13 protein-coding genes are annotated in these 14665 nt (G+C 67.7%); 8 read left to right on the top strand and 5 right to left on the bottom strand.

Annotation, left to right across the window (positions count from 1 at the left end; translation table 11 throughout):
* Nucleotides 1–47: 47 nt before the first annotated feature.
* From rpmH to KIT53_RS13835, 4 genes are all read right to left on the bottom strand, one after another.
* Entirely contained in the window at nt 48–182 is a 135-nt protein-coding gene (gene rpmH / locus KIT53_RS13820) for a 50S ribosomal protein L34 (RefSeq protein WP_006299042.1), read from the bottom strand.
* A gap of 180 nt (nt 183–362) precedes the next feature.
* Nucleotides 363–779 carry a hypothetical protein gene (locus KIT53_RS13825; protein ID WP_297753392.1) on the bottom strand — a complete coding sequence of 139 codons (417 nt, stop codon included), beginning with the start codon at nt 777–779 and terminating at the stop codon, nt 363–365.
* A complete protein-coding gene (locus KIT53_RS13830) occupies nt 770–2437 on the bottom strand; it encodes a filamentous hemagglutinin N-terminal domain-containing protein (protein WP_297753394.1) in 1668 nt (555 codons plus the stop codon). The genes KIT53_RS13825 and KIT53_RS13830 overlap by 10 nt, the downstream gene beginning before the upstream one ends.
* Nucleotides 2438–2515: 78 nt before the next feature.
* Nucleotides 2516–4267 carry a ShlB/FhaC/HecB family hemolysin secretion/activation protein gene (locus KIT53_RS13835; RefSeq protein WP_297753396.1) on the bottom strand — a complete coding sequence of 584 codons (1752 nt, stop codon included), beginning with the start codon at nt 4265–4267 and terminating at the stop codon, nt 2516–2518.
* Between the two features lie 200 nt (nt 4268–4467).
* Here KIT53_RS13835 and KIT53_RS13840 point away from each other — a divergent pair.
* Nucleotides 4468–5609, top strand: a protein-coding gene (locus KIT53_RS13840) for an IS3 family transposase (RefSeq protein ID WP_297753398.1) whose coding sequence is annotated in 2 segments (ribosomal slippage) — nt 4468–4717 and nt 4717–5609 — 1143 coding nt in all. Because the reading frame shifts where the segments join, the coding sequence is not laid out codon by codon here.
* Between the two features lie 13 nt (nt 5610–5622).
* On the opposite strand, the gene KIT53_RS13845 is transcribed toward KIT53_RS13840, so the two are convergent.
* Entirely contained in the window at nt 5623–5901 is a 279-nt protein-coding gene (locus KIT53_RS13845) for a hypothetical protein (RefSeq protein WP_297753401.1), read from the bottom strand.
* Between the two features lie 109 nt (nt 5902–6010).
* Between KIT53_RS13845 and KIT53_RS13850 the strand changes: the two genes are divergently transcribed.
* The 7 genes from KIT53_RS13850 to KIT53_RS13880 are packed head-to-tail and all read left to right on the top strand — an operon-like array spanning nt 6011 to nt 14648.
* Entirely contained in the window at nt 6011–7060 is a 1050-nt protein-coding gene (locus KIT53_RS13850; RefSeq protein WP_297753403.1) for a LacI family DNA-binding transcriptional regulator, read from the top strand.
* Complete coding sequence (gene xylB / locus KIT53_RS13855) at nt 7057–8529, top strand: xylulokinase (protein ID WP_297753405.1); 1473 nt, start codon at nt 7057–7059, stop codon at nt 8527–8529. Before KIT53_RS13850 ends, xylB begins: the two co-directional genes overlap by 4 nt.
* Nucleotides 8526–9878, top strand: a complete 1353-nt coding sequence (xylA, locus tag KIT53_RS13860) for a xylose isomerase (RefSeq protein ID WP_297753407.1) — start codon at nt 8526–8528, stop codon at nt 9876–9878. Before xylB ends, xylA begins: the two co-directional genes overlap by 4 nt.
* Before the next feature lie 26 nt (nt 9879–9904).
* Nucleotides 9905–10975: a sugar phosphate isomerase/epimerase gene (locus KIT53_RS13865; protein ID WP_297753408.1), complete on the top strand. Its 1071-nt coding sequence runs from the start codon at nt 9905–9907 to the stop codon at nt 10973–10975.
* Nucleotides 10972–12144, top strand: coding sequence for a Gfo/Idh/MocA family oxidoreductase (locus tag KIT53_RS13870; RefSeq protein ID WP_297753410.1), 1173 nt, complete (start codon nt 10972–10974; stop codon nt 12142–12144). The genes KIT53_RS13865 and KIT53_RS13870 overlap by 4 nt, the downstream gene beginning before the upstream one ends.
* A gap of 1 nt (nt 12145) precedes the next feature.
* Nucleotides 12146–13630 carry a sugar ABC transporter ATP-binding protein gene (locus KIT53_RS13875; protein ID WP_297753412.1) on the top strand — a complete coding sequence of 495 codons (1485 nt, stop codon included), beginning with the start codon at nt 12146–12148 and terminating at the stop codon, nt 13628–13630.
* Nucleotides 13611–14648 carry an ABC transporter permease gene (locus tag KIT53_RS13880; RefSeq protein ID WP_297753414.1) on the top strand — a complete coding sequence of 346 codons (1038 nt, stop codon included), beginning with the start codon at nt 13611–13613 and terminating at the stop codon, nt 14646–14648. The genes KIT53_RS13875 and KIT53_RS13880 overlap by 20 nt, the downstream gene beginning before the upstream one ends.
* Nucleotides 14649–14665: the final 17 nt, after the last annotated feature.

Here is a 14665-nt window from a genome sequence, read left to right on the forward strand (position 1 = left end):
AAGCAGCAGCCGGGCGAAACGGCGCCGGCACAGCATGCGCAGCAGCCTCAGACTGCCAGGCGCTTGCGGCCTTTGGCGCGGCGGGCGTTGATCACGGCGCGGCCACCACGGGTTTTCATGCGCACGAGGAAGCCATGGGTGCGGGCGCGGCGGATCTTGGAAGGCTGGTAAGTGCGTTTCATGATGGGTCTGTAGAAATCGGGGAAACCCGCAATTATCGCAAAGAAAACCCAATTGCGGCAAGCACTTGGCGCTGCCGGGTGCCCGCCAGCCGGGCCAGCGGGCACGGGCAGGCCAGGGCCCGCCCGTAGATCGGCAGCACAATTGTGTGTTTGCGCTAACTTTTCTCGAACTCGTCCAGATCAGGTGAGTTCGGAGGGTTGGGTTTCGTGCCAGAGCTCCGGCGTGCCCTCGGCTTCGCCGGTTTGCGTGACCCCCTCCCGAACCAGCTCAAGCAGCTTTTCGCCAAACACCTCCGGCCGCCCTTCGAACAGCGTGGACACGCCGTTGCGGGCCAGCAGGGCCTTGCGCAGGGCCAGGCGTTCGACCGGATCGTCGATCAGGCGGACCGCGGCGTTGACATAAGCCTCCGTCGAATTCGCGATCGTCCACTCGGGCAGGCCCAGGCGGCGGAACAGGCCCTCGTCGATGTGCTCGTGCACCTCCCGGCCGGTTCGGCAGATGCCGATCAGGCCCGCCGACACCGTGTCCACGATGCCGTTCGTGTTGCCGAACGGAAACGGGTTGAGGAACAGGTCGCAGTGGCGGATCACCTCCATGTACTGGGCGTACGGCTGGTGGTGCCCATGCCGATGACGCGTGCGTTCAGCGAGGCGTTGGCGGTCAGGTTGAGCACGCCGCCGCCGGTCTGCAGACCGTTGGTGAGAAAAATGCCGTAGACGCTGAAGTTGGCGCTGTCGCTGGAGCCATTGAGCACCACGCTGCCGTTGCCGTTCTGCGCCAGGTTGGTGACGACCACGCCAAAGCCGGAGCCGGTGTTGCGGCCGTTGAGCACGGCGCTGCCGGTGCCGTTCTGGGTCAGGTTGGTGATGCCGATGGCGTTGTCCACCTCCGACGTGCTGCCGCTGCTGCCGGTCAGCACGATGCTGCCGTTGCCGCTCTGGGTGAGCGTGCCCACGCTGTGGGCGGAGATGCCGAAGCCGGTAGAGGCGGTGCCGGTGATGGTGCCGTTGCCGCTCTGGGTCAGGTTGGTGGCGGAGAAGCCGCGCGCACCGGTCGGCCCGTTGGCGATCAGGTTGAGCACGCCGTTGCCGGTCTGCAGGCCGTTGGTGATGCGGATGGCCGCTGCGGCGCTGCGGTTGGCCCGGGTGCTGGTGCCGTTGAGGGTGATGGTGCCGGTGCTGTCCTGCGTCAGGTTGGTGACGACGATGCCATCGCCGGTGCTGGTGAGCGCGATGCTGCCGCTGCCGTTCTGCACCAGGTTGGTGAGCACGTAGCTGGAGCCCAGGCCGTTGTTGGAAATGTTCAGGCCGATGGTGCCGGCCGCTTCCTGGGTGATGTTGGTCCCTGTGTAGCCGCGGTTGGCGGCGGAGACCAGGTTGCCGGTGATGCTGCCGTTGCCGGTCTGGGTGAGGTTGGTGATGCTGCTGAGGCCTTTGTTCTCGACCAGGGCGTCGAGCACGGCGCCGTCGACCGCGACGGTGACGAGGCTGCCGGAGTCGAGCGTGAGCACGATGGTGTCGCCCGCGGCGAGCACGACCTTGCCGCGCGCCGCGCTGAGGCGGCCGGTGCTGTCGTTGACGAGCTGGTCGCCCACCAGGGCGATGTAGCCGCCTTCGGTGGAGGTGATGTTGCCCTGGTTGACGATGGTGGCGCCAGGACGGGAAGGGCCGCTGAAGCGGTAGTTGCCGGCGCTGAAGTCGGCGTTGCTGATGCCCTTGGTGGAGACCACGAGGCCGGCGGCGTCCACCGTGGCGGTGGCGCCGAAGAGCACGCCGTTGGGGTTGACGAGGAAGACCTGGCCGTTGGCCTTGAGCGCGCCGAAGATGGCCGAGGGGTCGTTGCCGATCACGCGGTTGAGGGCCACCGCGCTGGCGCCGGGCTGCAGGAACTGCACGGTGTGGCCCGCGCCGATGGAGAAGGTCTGCCAGTCGATGCCGAGGCGGGCGCTGTGCTGCTGGATGGTGAGGGTGTTGTCTGCGCCGGTGCCGCCGGAGATGGTGCCGGCGCCGACCACGACGCTGCCGCCGCTGGGCAGGTTCTGCGCCAGCGCGGGGGCCATGCCACCGCAGAAGGCCATCATGACCGCACCGCCCAGGGTGGCCTGCCGGAACTGGCGCGCACGCCGGCGCATCTGCGCGGCCTGGCGGCGGCGCTCACCCTGCGAGAGGGATGCGGCGCCGCGCAGGGCGTTTTCCGCCAGCAGGAGCAGGGGGATCTGCGTGTTCTTGGAGGGGGTGCGTTGAGATTGGGTCATGGCGTTCTCTACCGGTTGGACGTGACGGTGCGATGCGGTGCTGCGTGCAGGGCGTGCAAGGCGGAAAAAAGGCAGGGCTCAGTACTGGAAGGCGGCCTGCAGCCAGAAGCGGTCCCGCTTGCCGGGTTCGACCAGGGAGCGGTGGCTGCCGGTCTGCTGGGCCCAGACGAGGTCCACGCTGTAGGCGCCGGGCTTGCCCAGGCCGACGCGCAGGCCAGCGCCGCCGAAGTCGTCCTGGTTGGGGGTGGTGGCGCTGGCCAGGGGCCGCTGGTTGCGGCGGACCCAGCCGTGGTCGTAGAACAGGCCGTAGCTGAGCACGGCGTTGTTGCCGGCGAAGCGGGCCGGGCTGGTGTGGCGCAGTTCGAGGGTGGCCACGGTGCCGGTGTCTCCGCTGCCTTCGCCGATGGGGTAGGCGCGCACGCCGGTGGGGCCGCCGAGGTAGTAGCGTTCGGCGCTGGCCAGGTTCTTGCTGGCCGACTGGCCGGAGACCGAGCCGTAGAGCGTGAATGCGCCGGCGAGGTTCTGCTGGCGTTCCAGCAGGTAGTTGAACTTGCTGAAGTCGCCAGCGGTTTTCAAGCCGTTGAGCGGGTTCTGGTCGGCGGCGCGCGAGATGGTGTCCAGGCCGGAGAGGCGGCCGTTGGTGAAGGACAGCGAGAACTTGCCGTAGCCGCCGCCCAGGAGGCCGTCGATCCAGTCGCCCTGGAAGGAGACGACGGTGCCCTCGATCTGGCCGGTGGCGCGGCTGCCGTAGATGCCGATGTAGTCGCGCAGCTGTTTGTGGTTGTAGGCCAGGCCGAGGCTGAGGTTGGCGTTCAGGGAGCGCACCAGGGGGTAGGTGAGCTGGGCGCTGGCGACGTCGGCGGTGCCGTGCGCGTCGAGCGCGGCGAAGACGTCGCCCAGCGTGTACTGGGTGTGGGAGGCGCTGAGGCCGGCCCGCAGGCCCGAGCCGGTCACGAGTGCGCTGTAGGCGGCGCTGCCGTTCCAGAGCTTGCTGCCCGAACCGATGAGGCTGGCGTCGAACTGGTCGCCGATGCCAAAGGGTTCGTTGACGGTGAGCGAGGTCGAGCCGCGCCATTCGCCGGTGACCTGGCTGCCATAGTTGTCGGCACCGAGGCGCAGCACGTAGCGCTGGCCGGGCGTGAGCTTGACGCCCAGGTCCGCGGTGCCGAAGGTGGTGCCGCGGCGAAAGGCGGCGTCGGCCTGCACGCCGGGGAGGTCGGAGAGCAGCAGGGTGGCACGCTGCAGGCCTTTGTCGGTGATGGGTTGCCCTTCGCATGGGGCGCCCGCGGCGCACAGGTTGGCGTCGAGCACGCGCTGGGCGACGCCGGGGCGCAGGCGGGTGCCCGATTCGTCGAGCTCGACGCGGCCGAAGCGGCCTTCGACGATGGTGAGGGTGACGCTGCCGTCGGAGCTGGTCTGCGCGGCGAGCAGCGCGCGGGCCAGAGGGTAGCCCTGGATGCGGTAGTGGCGCGAGACCTTGTCCGCGAGGGTGTTGAGTTCGTCGGCGGTGATGCCTTCGGGCGGCAGCGGCGGGATCACGCTGGCGAGTTCTTCGGTGGAGATCGAGGTGTTGCCCTCGAAGCGGATGGCGCGCACCGGCAGGCGCTGGCCGTTGCTGCTCAGGCGTGGGGTGCTTTCGTCGACGGCGCCAGCCTGCGGAACCGGTGAGGCGCCCTTGTCGGGCACGACGGCGGGCTGGTTGCCCTGGAGTTGCCGGTAGAGTTCGCCGCCGGTGGGCGCGGTGGCCTGTGCCCAGGCGCCGCAGGCAGCGAGTGCGAGGACCAGTGAAGGAACGGCCTTGGCCGTCAGATCTGCAGTTTTGAGGTTCATTGGAGTTACACCCGTGCTCTTGAACAGAGGAATGGAGGGGGAGGGCGCGGCATCAACCACGCTGGGCGTGGAACCAAGAAATTGGGCCACCCAGGGCAAACGGGCGGGAACGAAAGACATGACCCTGTCCCAGGATTTCGAACCGTTCGGTTACAGAGAGACCCGGCATGATGAACGCCCTATGTGGGCAGGAGCATGTCGTGAAGAAGAGCAAGTTCACCGAGGAGCAAATCGCATTTGCCCTCAAACAAGCTGAGCTGGGTACCCGTGTCGAGGAGGTCTGTCGCAAGATGGGCATCAGCGATGCGACGTTCTATGTGTGGAAGAAGCGCTACGGAGGGGTTGGGCCTTCTGAGCTGAGGCGGCTGCGCCAGCTTGAGGAGGAGAACCGCAAGCTCAAGCAGATCGTGGCCGATCTGAGTCTGGACAAGGCCATGCTGCAGGCGGTGGTCGCAAAAAAGCTCTGAGGCCCTCCCAGCGACGCGAGTTGGTGCCCGATCTCATGCAACGCTTCGGGTGCAGCCAGCGCCAGGCATTGCGCATCGTGCGCATGTCGGCCTCGACCTATCTGTACGTCTCCCAACGCAAGGACGAGAGCGTATTGAAGGCGCGCATCAAGGAGATCACCGACACGCGCGTGCACTACGGCTACCGCCGTGTGCATGTGATGCTGCGTCGGGAGGGCCATATGGACAATGTCAAACGGGTGTATCGCCTGTACCGCGAGGAAGGCTTGTCGCTGCGACTGAAGCGTCCAAGGCGCAACAAGGCCGCACAGCGCAGGCAGCCCAAACAGCTCGCGCACGCCATCAATGAGATATGGAGCATGGACTTCGTCGCCGACGCGCTGTTCGATGGACGCAAGCTGCGCATGCTGACGGTGGTCGATCTGTTCACGCGCGAGTGCCTGGCCATCGATGTAGGGCAAAGCCTCAAAGGTGAGGATGTCGTGCGCGTGCTCACGGCCATCACATACGAGCGCGGTATGCCACGAACCATCAAGTCAGACAACGGCAGCGAGTTCATCTCCAAGGTTATGGACAAGTGGGCTTACGAGCGGGGTGTCGAGCTCGACTTCAGCCGTCCGGGTAAGCCGACCGACAACGCCAATGTGGAAAGTTTCAACGGGCGCCTGCGCCAGGAGTGCCTCAATGCCACCTGGTTCATGTCGTTGGACGACGCACGAGGCAAAATCGAAGCTTGGCGTCAGTACTACAACGAGAGTCGCCCCCACTCGTCGTTGGACTGGACCACGCCCACCGAATTCGCCCGTCGTTGCAGGCAGCTGCCTGCAACGACGATCTCAGAGGAGCCGGAAATCTCCACTTCCGAGCGGTACTGAATCGGGTACAGGGTCAGGAGCCGGAAATCTCCACTTCCGAGCGGTACTGAATCGGGTACAGGGTCAGTACGCAAACACGACGAACTTCGTCTGATTTTGCGTATGACTCGGTGCTGGCAGAGGAGGCCAAAAAGCTTGGCCGGCTGGTTTCGCCAGCGGTGGCCGGCGTCGGCAGGTCGCTGGGCCAGATAGGTGCGTTCATTGAAGATCCAAGAGGGCGAAGGCTGGTCATCCCCTCGTCAGCACCATGGCCATGAGCAGCCGCGTCTTCATGAAAATGATGATCGAACATCTTTTTTCTGTTGATGTGTTGGGGAAAATTGCCTCTCGAAGTTTCAATTTTTCTTGACCGAGCGTAAACCCTAGCCTTCATTTTGAGGTTCGTACCTCAAAATGAAGGCATGACAGCGAAACCAGAAAGCGCGGCCGCGCGCGCCACGCTGAGTGATGTGGCGCGTGAGGCGCAGGTCAGCCTGGCCACGGCGGACCGTGTGCTCAACAACCGCGCCGGGGTGCACGCCAAATCCATCGCCCGTGTCCGTGAGGCGGTGGCGCGCCTGAACTACCGTCCCGACCCGGCGGCGGCGCGCCTGTCGCGCACGCGCACGCACCGCATGTGCTTTGTCTTCCCGTCGGGCAGCAACCCCTTCGTGGCCCAGTTGCGGGCGGAACTGGTGGCCAGCCAGGTCTGGCTGCAGGACCACCGCGTGAGCGTGCACAACCTGGAGGTCGATGTCTTCGAGCCTCAGCGTCTGGCGGCCATGGTGCGTTCGCTGCAGGGGCAGTGCGAGACGGCGGTGATCATGGGGCTGGACCATCCGCTGGCGCAGAACGCCATCGATGGCCTGGTCGAGCACGGCTGCGGTGTCATCACCCTGGTGTCGGACGTGCCGCGTTCGCGTCGCCATGCCTACGTGGGCATTGACAACGTGGCGGCCGGGCGCACGGCGGCGAGCCTGCTGGGCCGCTTTGTCGGGCGCGAGCCGGGTGAGGTGGGTGTCATCGCCGGCAGCCTGTCCTTGCGCGACCATGCCGAGCGCAGCCTGGGCTTCAACCAGGTGATGTCGGCGGAGTTCGCTCATCTCACGGTGCTGCCGGGCCTGCAGGGCAAGGACGCATCGGCGCTCAACGAGTCGCTCACGCGCGAACTGCTGGCGGCGCACCCCCGGTTGCGTGGCATTTACAGCATCGGCGCGGGCAATGAGGGGATCTCGGCCGCGCTCAAGGCCAGCGGCAGGGCGGGCGAGGTGGTGTTCGTGGGGCATGAGCTCACGCCCGCCGCGCGTCTGGACCTGCTGGACGGCACCATGGATGCGGTGATCAACCAGGATGCCGGGCACGAGATCCGTTCGGCTCTGCGCCAGGCGCTGGCGCGCGTGACCCGCGAGCCGGTGCATGCGGACCAGGAGCGCATCCGCATCGACATCTACCTCAAGGACAACCTGCCGTGATCACCCTGGGCATCGACCTCGGTACCTCAGGCGTGAAGGCGCTGCTGCTGGAAGACGATCGCCAGTTGGCGGTGGCGAGCGCGCTGCTGACGGTCAGCCGGCCGCACCCGGGCTGGTCCGAGCAGAACCCGATGGACTGGTGGCGGGCCACCTGCGAATGCCTGGACCTGCTCAAGGCCGAGCATCCCCGCCTGCTGGCGGCGGTGCGGGCCATCGGGTTGTCTGGGCAGATGCACGGCGCCACGCTGCTGGGGGCCGACCACCGCGTCCTGCGGCCTTGCATTCTCTGGAACGATGGCCGCAGCGAGGCGCAATGCGCCGCCCTGGAGGCTCCTGGGCTGGGTCTTCGGCAACGCGCCGGCAATCCCGCAATGCCCGGTTTCACCGCGCCCAAGCTGTTGTGGGTGCGCGAGCACGAACCCGAGGTGTTCGCCCAGGTGGCCAAGGTGCTTCTGCCCAAGGCCTGGCTGCGTTGGCAACTTTGCGGCGAGTGCGCGGAAGACATGTCCGACGCGTCAGGGACCTTGTGGCTGGACGTGGCCGCGCGCGCCTGGAGCGCACCGCTGCTGGCCGCCTGCGGTCTCGACGAGCGGCATATGCCACGCCTGGTGGAAGGGACCGAGCCCACGGGCCATGTGCGGGCGGACTGGGTCTCTCGCTGGGGGTTCGAGCGACCGCCCCTGGTGGCCGGTGGCGCGGGCGACAACGCGGCCGGAGCGGTCGGCGTGGGGGCCGTGGCCCCTGGCGATGCCTTCGTGTCGCTGGGCACATCTGGCGTGCTCTGGGCCACCACGGCGGGTTTCGCGCCAGCGCCCGAGCGCGCCGTGCACGCCTTCTGCCATGCGCTGCCGCAGACCTGGCACCAGATGGGGGTGATGCTCTCGGCGGCGGCCAGTCTGTCGTGGTGGTCCACCGTCACCACCTGCAGCGAGCCGGCCTTGCTGGACGAGGTCGATGCCAGCGCCACCGGTGACGGTGCCTGCTGGTTCGCTCCCTACCTGTCCGGCGAACGCACGCCGCACAACGACGCCGCGCTGCGTGGTGGCTTCGTGCATCTTTCGGCCGGCACCCGGCGTGCCGACATGACGCGGGCGCTTCTGGAAGGGGTGGCCTACGCTTTTCGGGACATGCGCGAGGCGCTGGCCGCCGCCGGCACCACCATGGCCCAAGCCGACCTCATTGGCGGTGGAGCGCGCTCGGGAACCTGGAGCCAGATCCTCGCGGACGTGCTGGGCGTGCCGCTGCACCAGGTCGTTGGTTCGCAGCATGGCTGCGCATTGGGCGCGGCGCGGCTGGCGCGGGTGGCGGCCGACGGCACGCGTCTCTTTGGCAAGCCGCCGCGCCAACACACCTACGTGCCCGATGCGCGGCGTGCGCGGCACCACGACCAAGCGTTCGACCAGTGGCAGCGCCTGTATGGCCGCCTGCGGCACCTGCCTTCTCCTTCACCCACACCGGAACCCGCATGAGACACGACCTTGCCAGCGGACAACGCTCCGCCTACTTCAGCTTCCCGTCGGCGTTGGCTTACCGCGGCCCGGGCCATGTGCCCAGCGCGCAGGAGCCTCTGGCCTACCGCTACTACGACAAGAACCGCCTGGTGCTGGGCAAGAGCATGGCCGAGCAGTTGCGCTTTGCCGTGTGCTACTGGCACAGCTTCGGCTGGGGCGGCACCGATCCTTTTGGCGAGCCGAGCTTCCAGCGGCCGTGGCATGCCGCTGGCGACCCGATGGCACAGGCCCATGCCAAGGCGGACGTGGCCTTCGAGCTGTTCCGCGTGCTGGACGCGCCGTTCTTCACCTTCCACGACCGCGATGTCGCGCCCGAGGGTGCCACGCTGGCCGAGTCCAACGCCAACCTGCGCCGCATCGGCGACGTGTTCGCCCGCAAGATGCAGGACACCGGCGTGCGCCTGCTCTGGGGCACGGCCAACCTGTTCTCCAACCGGCGCTACATGGCGGGCGCCGCCACCAACCCGGACCCCGAGGTCTTCACCTACGCCGCCGCGCAGGTGAAGAACGTGCTGGAGCTGACGCACGAGCTGGGCGGTGCCAACTATGTGCTGTGGGGCGGACGCGAAGGCTACGAAACGCTGCTCAACACCGATCTGCAGCGCGAACTGGCGCAGCTCGGCCGCTTCCTGAACCTGGTGGTGGAGCACAAGCACAAGATCGGCTTCAAGGGCCAGATCCTGATCGAGCCCAAGCCCGCTGAGCCGACCAAGCACCAGTACGACTACGACGTGGGCACGGTCTACGGTTTCCTCAGGGCCCATGGCCTGGAGAAGGAGGTCAAGGTCAACCTGGAGCAGAACCACGCCCTGCTGGCCGGCCACACTTTTGAGCACGAGATCGCGCTGGCTGGCGCACTGGGCATCTTCGGCTCGCTGGACATGAACCGCGGTGACGAGATGCTGGGCTGGGACACCGACCAGTTCCCCAACAACCTGCCGCAGGTGGCGATGGCGATGTACGAGGTGCTCAAGGCCGGAGGCATAGGACAGGGGGGGCTGAATTTCGACGCCAAGCTGCGTCGCCAGTCCATCGATCCGGATGACCTGGTCTGGGCCCATGCGACGGCCATGGACCTGTGCGCGCGCGCCTTGCTGGTGGCCGAGCAGATGCTGGCCGACGGCGCGCTGCAGCGCCACGTGCAGGACCGGTACGCAGGCTGGGAGAGCGACGACGGGCGCGCCATTCTGCGGGGCGAGCGCTCCCTGGAAGACCTGGCGCGCGAGGTCGAGAAGCGCGGCCTGGAGCCCCAGCCACGTTCGGCCCGGCAGGAGCGGCTGGAGCACCTCGTGAACAGCTACTTCTGAACATCCCACGACACAAGGAGCGAGACATGGCCACCAACATCAAGGGCCCGGGCATCTACCTGGCGCAGTTCGCGAGCGATACCGCGCCGTTCGATTCCTGGGCGTCGATCACGAAATGGGCCGGCAGCCTGGGCTTCAAGGGTGTGCAGATCCCATCGTGGGACCAGCGCATCTTCGACCTGGAGAAGGCCGCCGCCTCCCAGACCTACTGCGACGAGGTCGCTGGCGTGGCGCGCGAGCACGGCGTGGCCATCACCGAACTCGGCACCCACCTGCAAGGCCAACTGGTGGCCGTGCACCCGGCTTACGACGAGGCCTTCGACGGCTTCGCGCCCGAGTCCGTGCGCAAGAACCCCAAGGCCCGCCAGGCCTGGGCGGTGGAGCAGATGAAGCTGTCCGCCCGGGCCTCGCAACGCCTGGGGCTCAAGAGCAATGTGAGTTTTCCTGGCGCGCTGGCCTGGCCCTTTCTGTACCCGTGGCCCCAGCGCCCCGCAGGGTTGATAGAGACCGCCTTCGACGAACTCGCCCGGCGCTGGCTGCCGATCTTCGATGCCTTCGAAGACGCGGACTGCCACGTCTGCTTCGAGCTCCACCCCGGGGAAGACCTGTTTGACGGCACCACCTTCGAGATGTTCCTGGAGCGTGTGAACAACCACCCCCGCTGCTGCATCAACTACGACCCCTCGCACTTTCTGCTGCAGCAGCTCGACTACCTGGAGTTCATCGACATCTACCACGAACGCATCAAGGCCCTGCACATCAAGGACGCCGAGTTTCGCCCGACCGGGCGCCAGGGGGTGTACTCGGGCTACCAGCCCTGGGTGCAGCGCGCGGGGCGCTTCCGTTCGCTGGGTGACGGGCAGGTGGACTTCGGCGCCATCTTCTCGAAGATGGCCCAGTACAACTACGACAGCTGGGCGGTGCTGGAGTGGGAGTGCTGCCTCAAGCACCCCGAGGCAGGCGCGGCAGAAGGGGCGGCCTTTATCCGGGACCACATCATCCGGGTGACCGAAAAGGCCTTCGACGATTTCGCCGGCGGCGACACCGACCCCGCGCAACTGCGCCGCATGCTGGGCCTGCAGGAGGGCGCGCGATGACCATCGAAGCGAGCAGCCCGGCGGCGGCCGGTGCGCGCCGACGCATCCGCCTGGGCATGGTGGGTGGCGGTGAAGGGGCCTTCATCGGTGCCGTGCACCGTATCGCCGCCCGCCTGGACGACCACTACGAACTGGTGGCCGGCGCGCTGTCGTCCACGCCCGAGAAGGCGCTGCGATCGGCCGCCGCGCTGGGGCTGGCGCGGGGTTACGCCGACTACCTGACCATGGCCCGCGAAGAAGCCGCGCGGCCGGACGGCATCGAGGCGGTGGCCATCGTGACCCCCAACGACCAGCACGCGCCCGCCGCGCAGGCCTTTCTGGAGGCCGGCATCCATGTGATCTGTGACAAACCGGTCACCACCACGCTCGCCGATGCGCAGCGCTTGCGCGCGCTCGCGCAGTCGCGCGGCCGCCTGTTCGCCGTGACCTACAACTACTCCGGCTACCCCATGGTTCGCCATGCACGGCGCCTGGTGCAGGACGGCGCGCTGGGAGACGTCCGCCTGGTGCAGGTGGAGTATGTGCAGGACTGGCTGTCCGAGCCGCTGGAGTCCACCGGCCAGAAGCAGGCCGCCTGGCGCACCGATCCCCAGCGCTCGGGCGCGGGTGGTTGTGTGGGCGACATCGGCACGCACGCCTACCAGTTGGCCGGCTTCGTCACCGGCCAGCAGCCTGCCCAGCTGTGCGCCGAACTCAGCCGGTTCGTGCCTGGCCGCGCACTGAACGACAACGTGCAGGTGATGCTGCGCTACGCCAGTGGCGCGCGTGGCATGTTGTGGGCCAGCCAGGTGGCGCCCGGCAACGAAAACGCGCTGCGCCTGCGCATCTACGGCACACGGGCCGGCTTGGAATGGGAGCAGGAACACCCCAACCAGCTGCGCTTCACGCCGCTGGGCGAGGCGCCGCGCACGGTATCGCGCGGCACCGGGTCGGCCCATGCCGACGCGGCCCGCGTCACGCGCCTGCCCTCGGGCCATCCCGAGGGCTACCTGGAAGGGTTTGCCACCGTCTACACCGAGATCGCGCAGGCCATTCATGCCGCTCGCGATGGCCGGCCAGCCCCCGCGGAGGTGCTTTTCCCCACCATCGACGACGGTGTGCACGGCGTGGCCTTCATCGAGGCGGCGGTTCGCTCGTCCGCGGCTGGCGCCACCTGGGTGGATGTCTGACATGAGCCTGAGCGTGCGTTTCGACGGCGTCTGCAAGCACTTCGGACCGGTGCAGGTGCTGCACGGCGTGAGCTTCGAGCTCGCGCCGGGTCGCGTCTACGGCCTGCTGGGCGAAAACGGCGCGGGAAAGTCCACGCTCATGAAGATTCTGTGCGGCTACGAACAGGCCGGGCAGGGAGGCTTCGCCATCAATGGCCAGCCGTGCCGCTTCGCCGACTCGCGCGAGGCCGAGGCCGCGGGCGTGGTGCTGATCCACCAGGAGTTCAACCTGGCCGACGACCTCAGCGTGGTGCAGAACATCTTTCTGGGCCGCGAATGGGGAAGTGGCTGGCGCCTGGACGACGCCGGCATGCGCCGCGCCGCCCGCGCCGCGCTGGACGCCGTGGGGCTGGACATCGATCCGGATACCCGCACGCGCGACCTCATCGTGGCCGAGAAGCAGATGGTGGAGATTGCCCGTGCGCTTTCGCGCGAGGCGCGTCTGCTGGTCATGGACGAACCGACCGCGACGCTCACGCCCGGAGAGACGCACCGTCTCTTCGCGCTGATCCGGCAGTTGCGAGAGCGCGGCGTGACCGTCATCTACATCTCGCACAAGCTGGACGAGGTGGAGCAGATCACCGATGAGATTGTGGTCATGCGCGACGGCCGCTTCGTGACCCGAGGCCCCACGGCGAGCCACACACGGCAGGACATGGCCAACCTGATGGTGGGCCGGGAACTCACCGACATGTTCCCGCCCAAGGTGCCGCTGACGGCGGCTGCGCCGCTGCTGTCGGTGCGCGGCCTGAGCGTGCCGGGCTGGGCAGAGGGCGTGAGCTTCGACGTCCATCCAGGCGAGATCCTGGGCTTTGCCGGGCTGGTGGGGGCGGGACGCACGGAGCTGTTCGAAGGGCTTCTGGGCCTGCGCCCGCGTGGCGGTGGCGAGGTCCTGCTGCAGGGACGATCGGTGGCCTTCGCCGATCCGCGCGCCGCATCCAGGGCCGGCTTGACCTACCTCAGCGAAGACCGCAAGGGACGGGGCCTGCACGTTCATCTCTCCCTGCAGGACAACCTCACGCTCATGGACCTGGACCGCCATGCCAGGCCCTGGCTGGACAAGGCCTCGCAGCGCACCGCGCTGCAGGAGGCGGTGGAGGCGTTCCGCATCCGGACGGGCAGCCTGGACGCCCGCGCCGGCGCGCTCTCGGGCGGCAACCAGCAGAAGCTGGCCATTGCCAAGGTGCTGCAACCGGGCCCGCGCGTGGTGGTGCTGGACGAACCCACGCGTGGCGTGGATGTGGGTGCCAAGCGCGACATCTATTTCCTGATCGCACGGCTGGCCGCGCAAGGCCACGGCGTGGTCGTCATTTCGTCCGAGCTGGTCGAGCTCATCGGCCTGTGCCAGCGCGTGATGGTCATGCGCTCGGGGCGGGTGCAGACCACGCTGGCTGGCGAACACCTGAATGAAGAGGAGCTCATCGCCCATGCAACCGGCACCCACTAGTCCCCTGCCGTCCGTCGCCGACACGCCGGAACCGGCGAGCCCGCCCCCGCGCCGCCGCGTCAGCTGGGGCAGCCGCCTCTCCGCTTTCGGGCCGCTGGCCGGCCTGGTGCTGCTGTGCCTGGCGGGCACCTTGCTGAACCCGGATTTCGCGACCTGGGACAACGGCATGAACGTGCTCACGCGCACCGCCTTCATCGGCATCATCGCCGTCGGCATGAGCTTCGTGATCATCTCCGGCGGCATCGACCTCTCGGTGGGGTCCATGGCCGCGTTGATCGCGGGCAGCACCATCCTGGTGATGAACCAGCTCGCGCCCATGGTGGGCTCGCCGCTGCTGGCCGTGCTGCTGGGCGCCGTGGTGGCGCTGGTGCTCGGAGCGGTGTTCGGCCTGGCGCACGGGCTGCTCATCACCAAGGGGCGTATCGAACCCTTCATCGTCACCCTGGGCACGCTGGGCATCTTCCGGGCGTACCTCACCTACTTCGCCAACGGCGGCGCGATCACGCTCGATGGCGCGCTGGTGGACGTCTACAGCCCGGTCTACTACGGCAGTTGGCTGGGCATTCCGATCCCGATCTGGGTGTTCGCCGCCATCGCGCTGCTGGGGGGCTTCCTGCTCAACCGCACGCGCTATGGCCGCTATGTGCAAGCCATCGGGTCCAACGAGCAGGTGGCGCGGTATTCCGCCGTGGCGGTGGACCGGGTCAAGGTCCAGACCTACGTGCTGCTGGGCGGTTGCGTGGCGGTGGCCACGCTGCTGTACGTGCCGCGCCTGGGCTCGGCTTCACCCACCACGGGCCTGCTCTGGGAACTCGAGGCGATCGCCGCCGTGATCGTCGGCGGCACCGCGCTCAAGGGTGGAGGAGGGCGCATTTTCGGCACCGTCGTCGGTGCCGTTCTGCTCTCCGTCATCAGCAACATCCTGAACCTCACCAGCATCATCAGCGTGTACCTGAACGCGGCGGTGCAGGGGTTCGTGATCATCATCGTGGCCTTCCTGCAAAGAGGGCGTCGATGAGACGAACCGCGGGGCAG

Origin of the sequence: Hydrogenophaga sp., from assembly GCF_026125785.1 — a bacterium.
Classification (GTDB): Bacteria; Pseudomonadota; Gammaproteobacteria; order Burkholderiales; family Burkholderiaceae_C; genus Hydrogenophaga.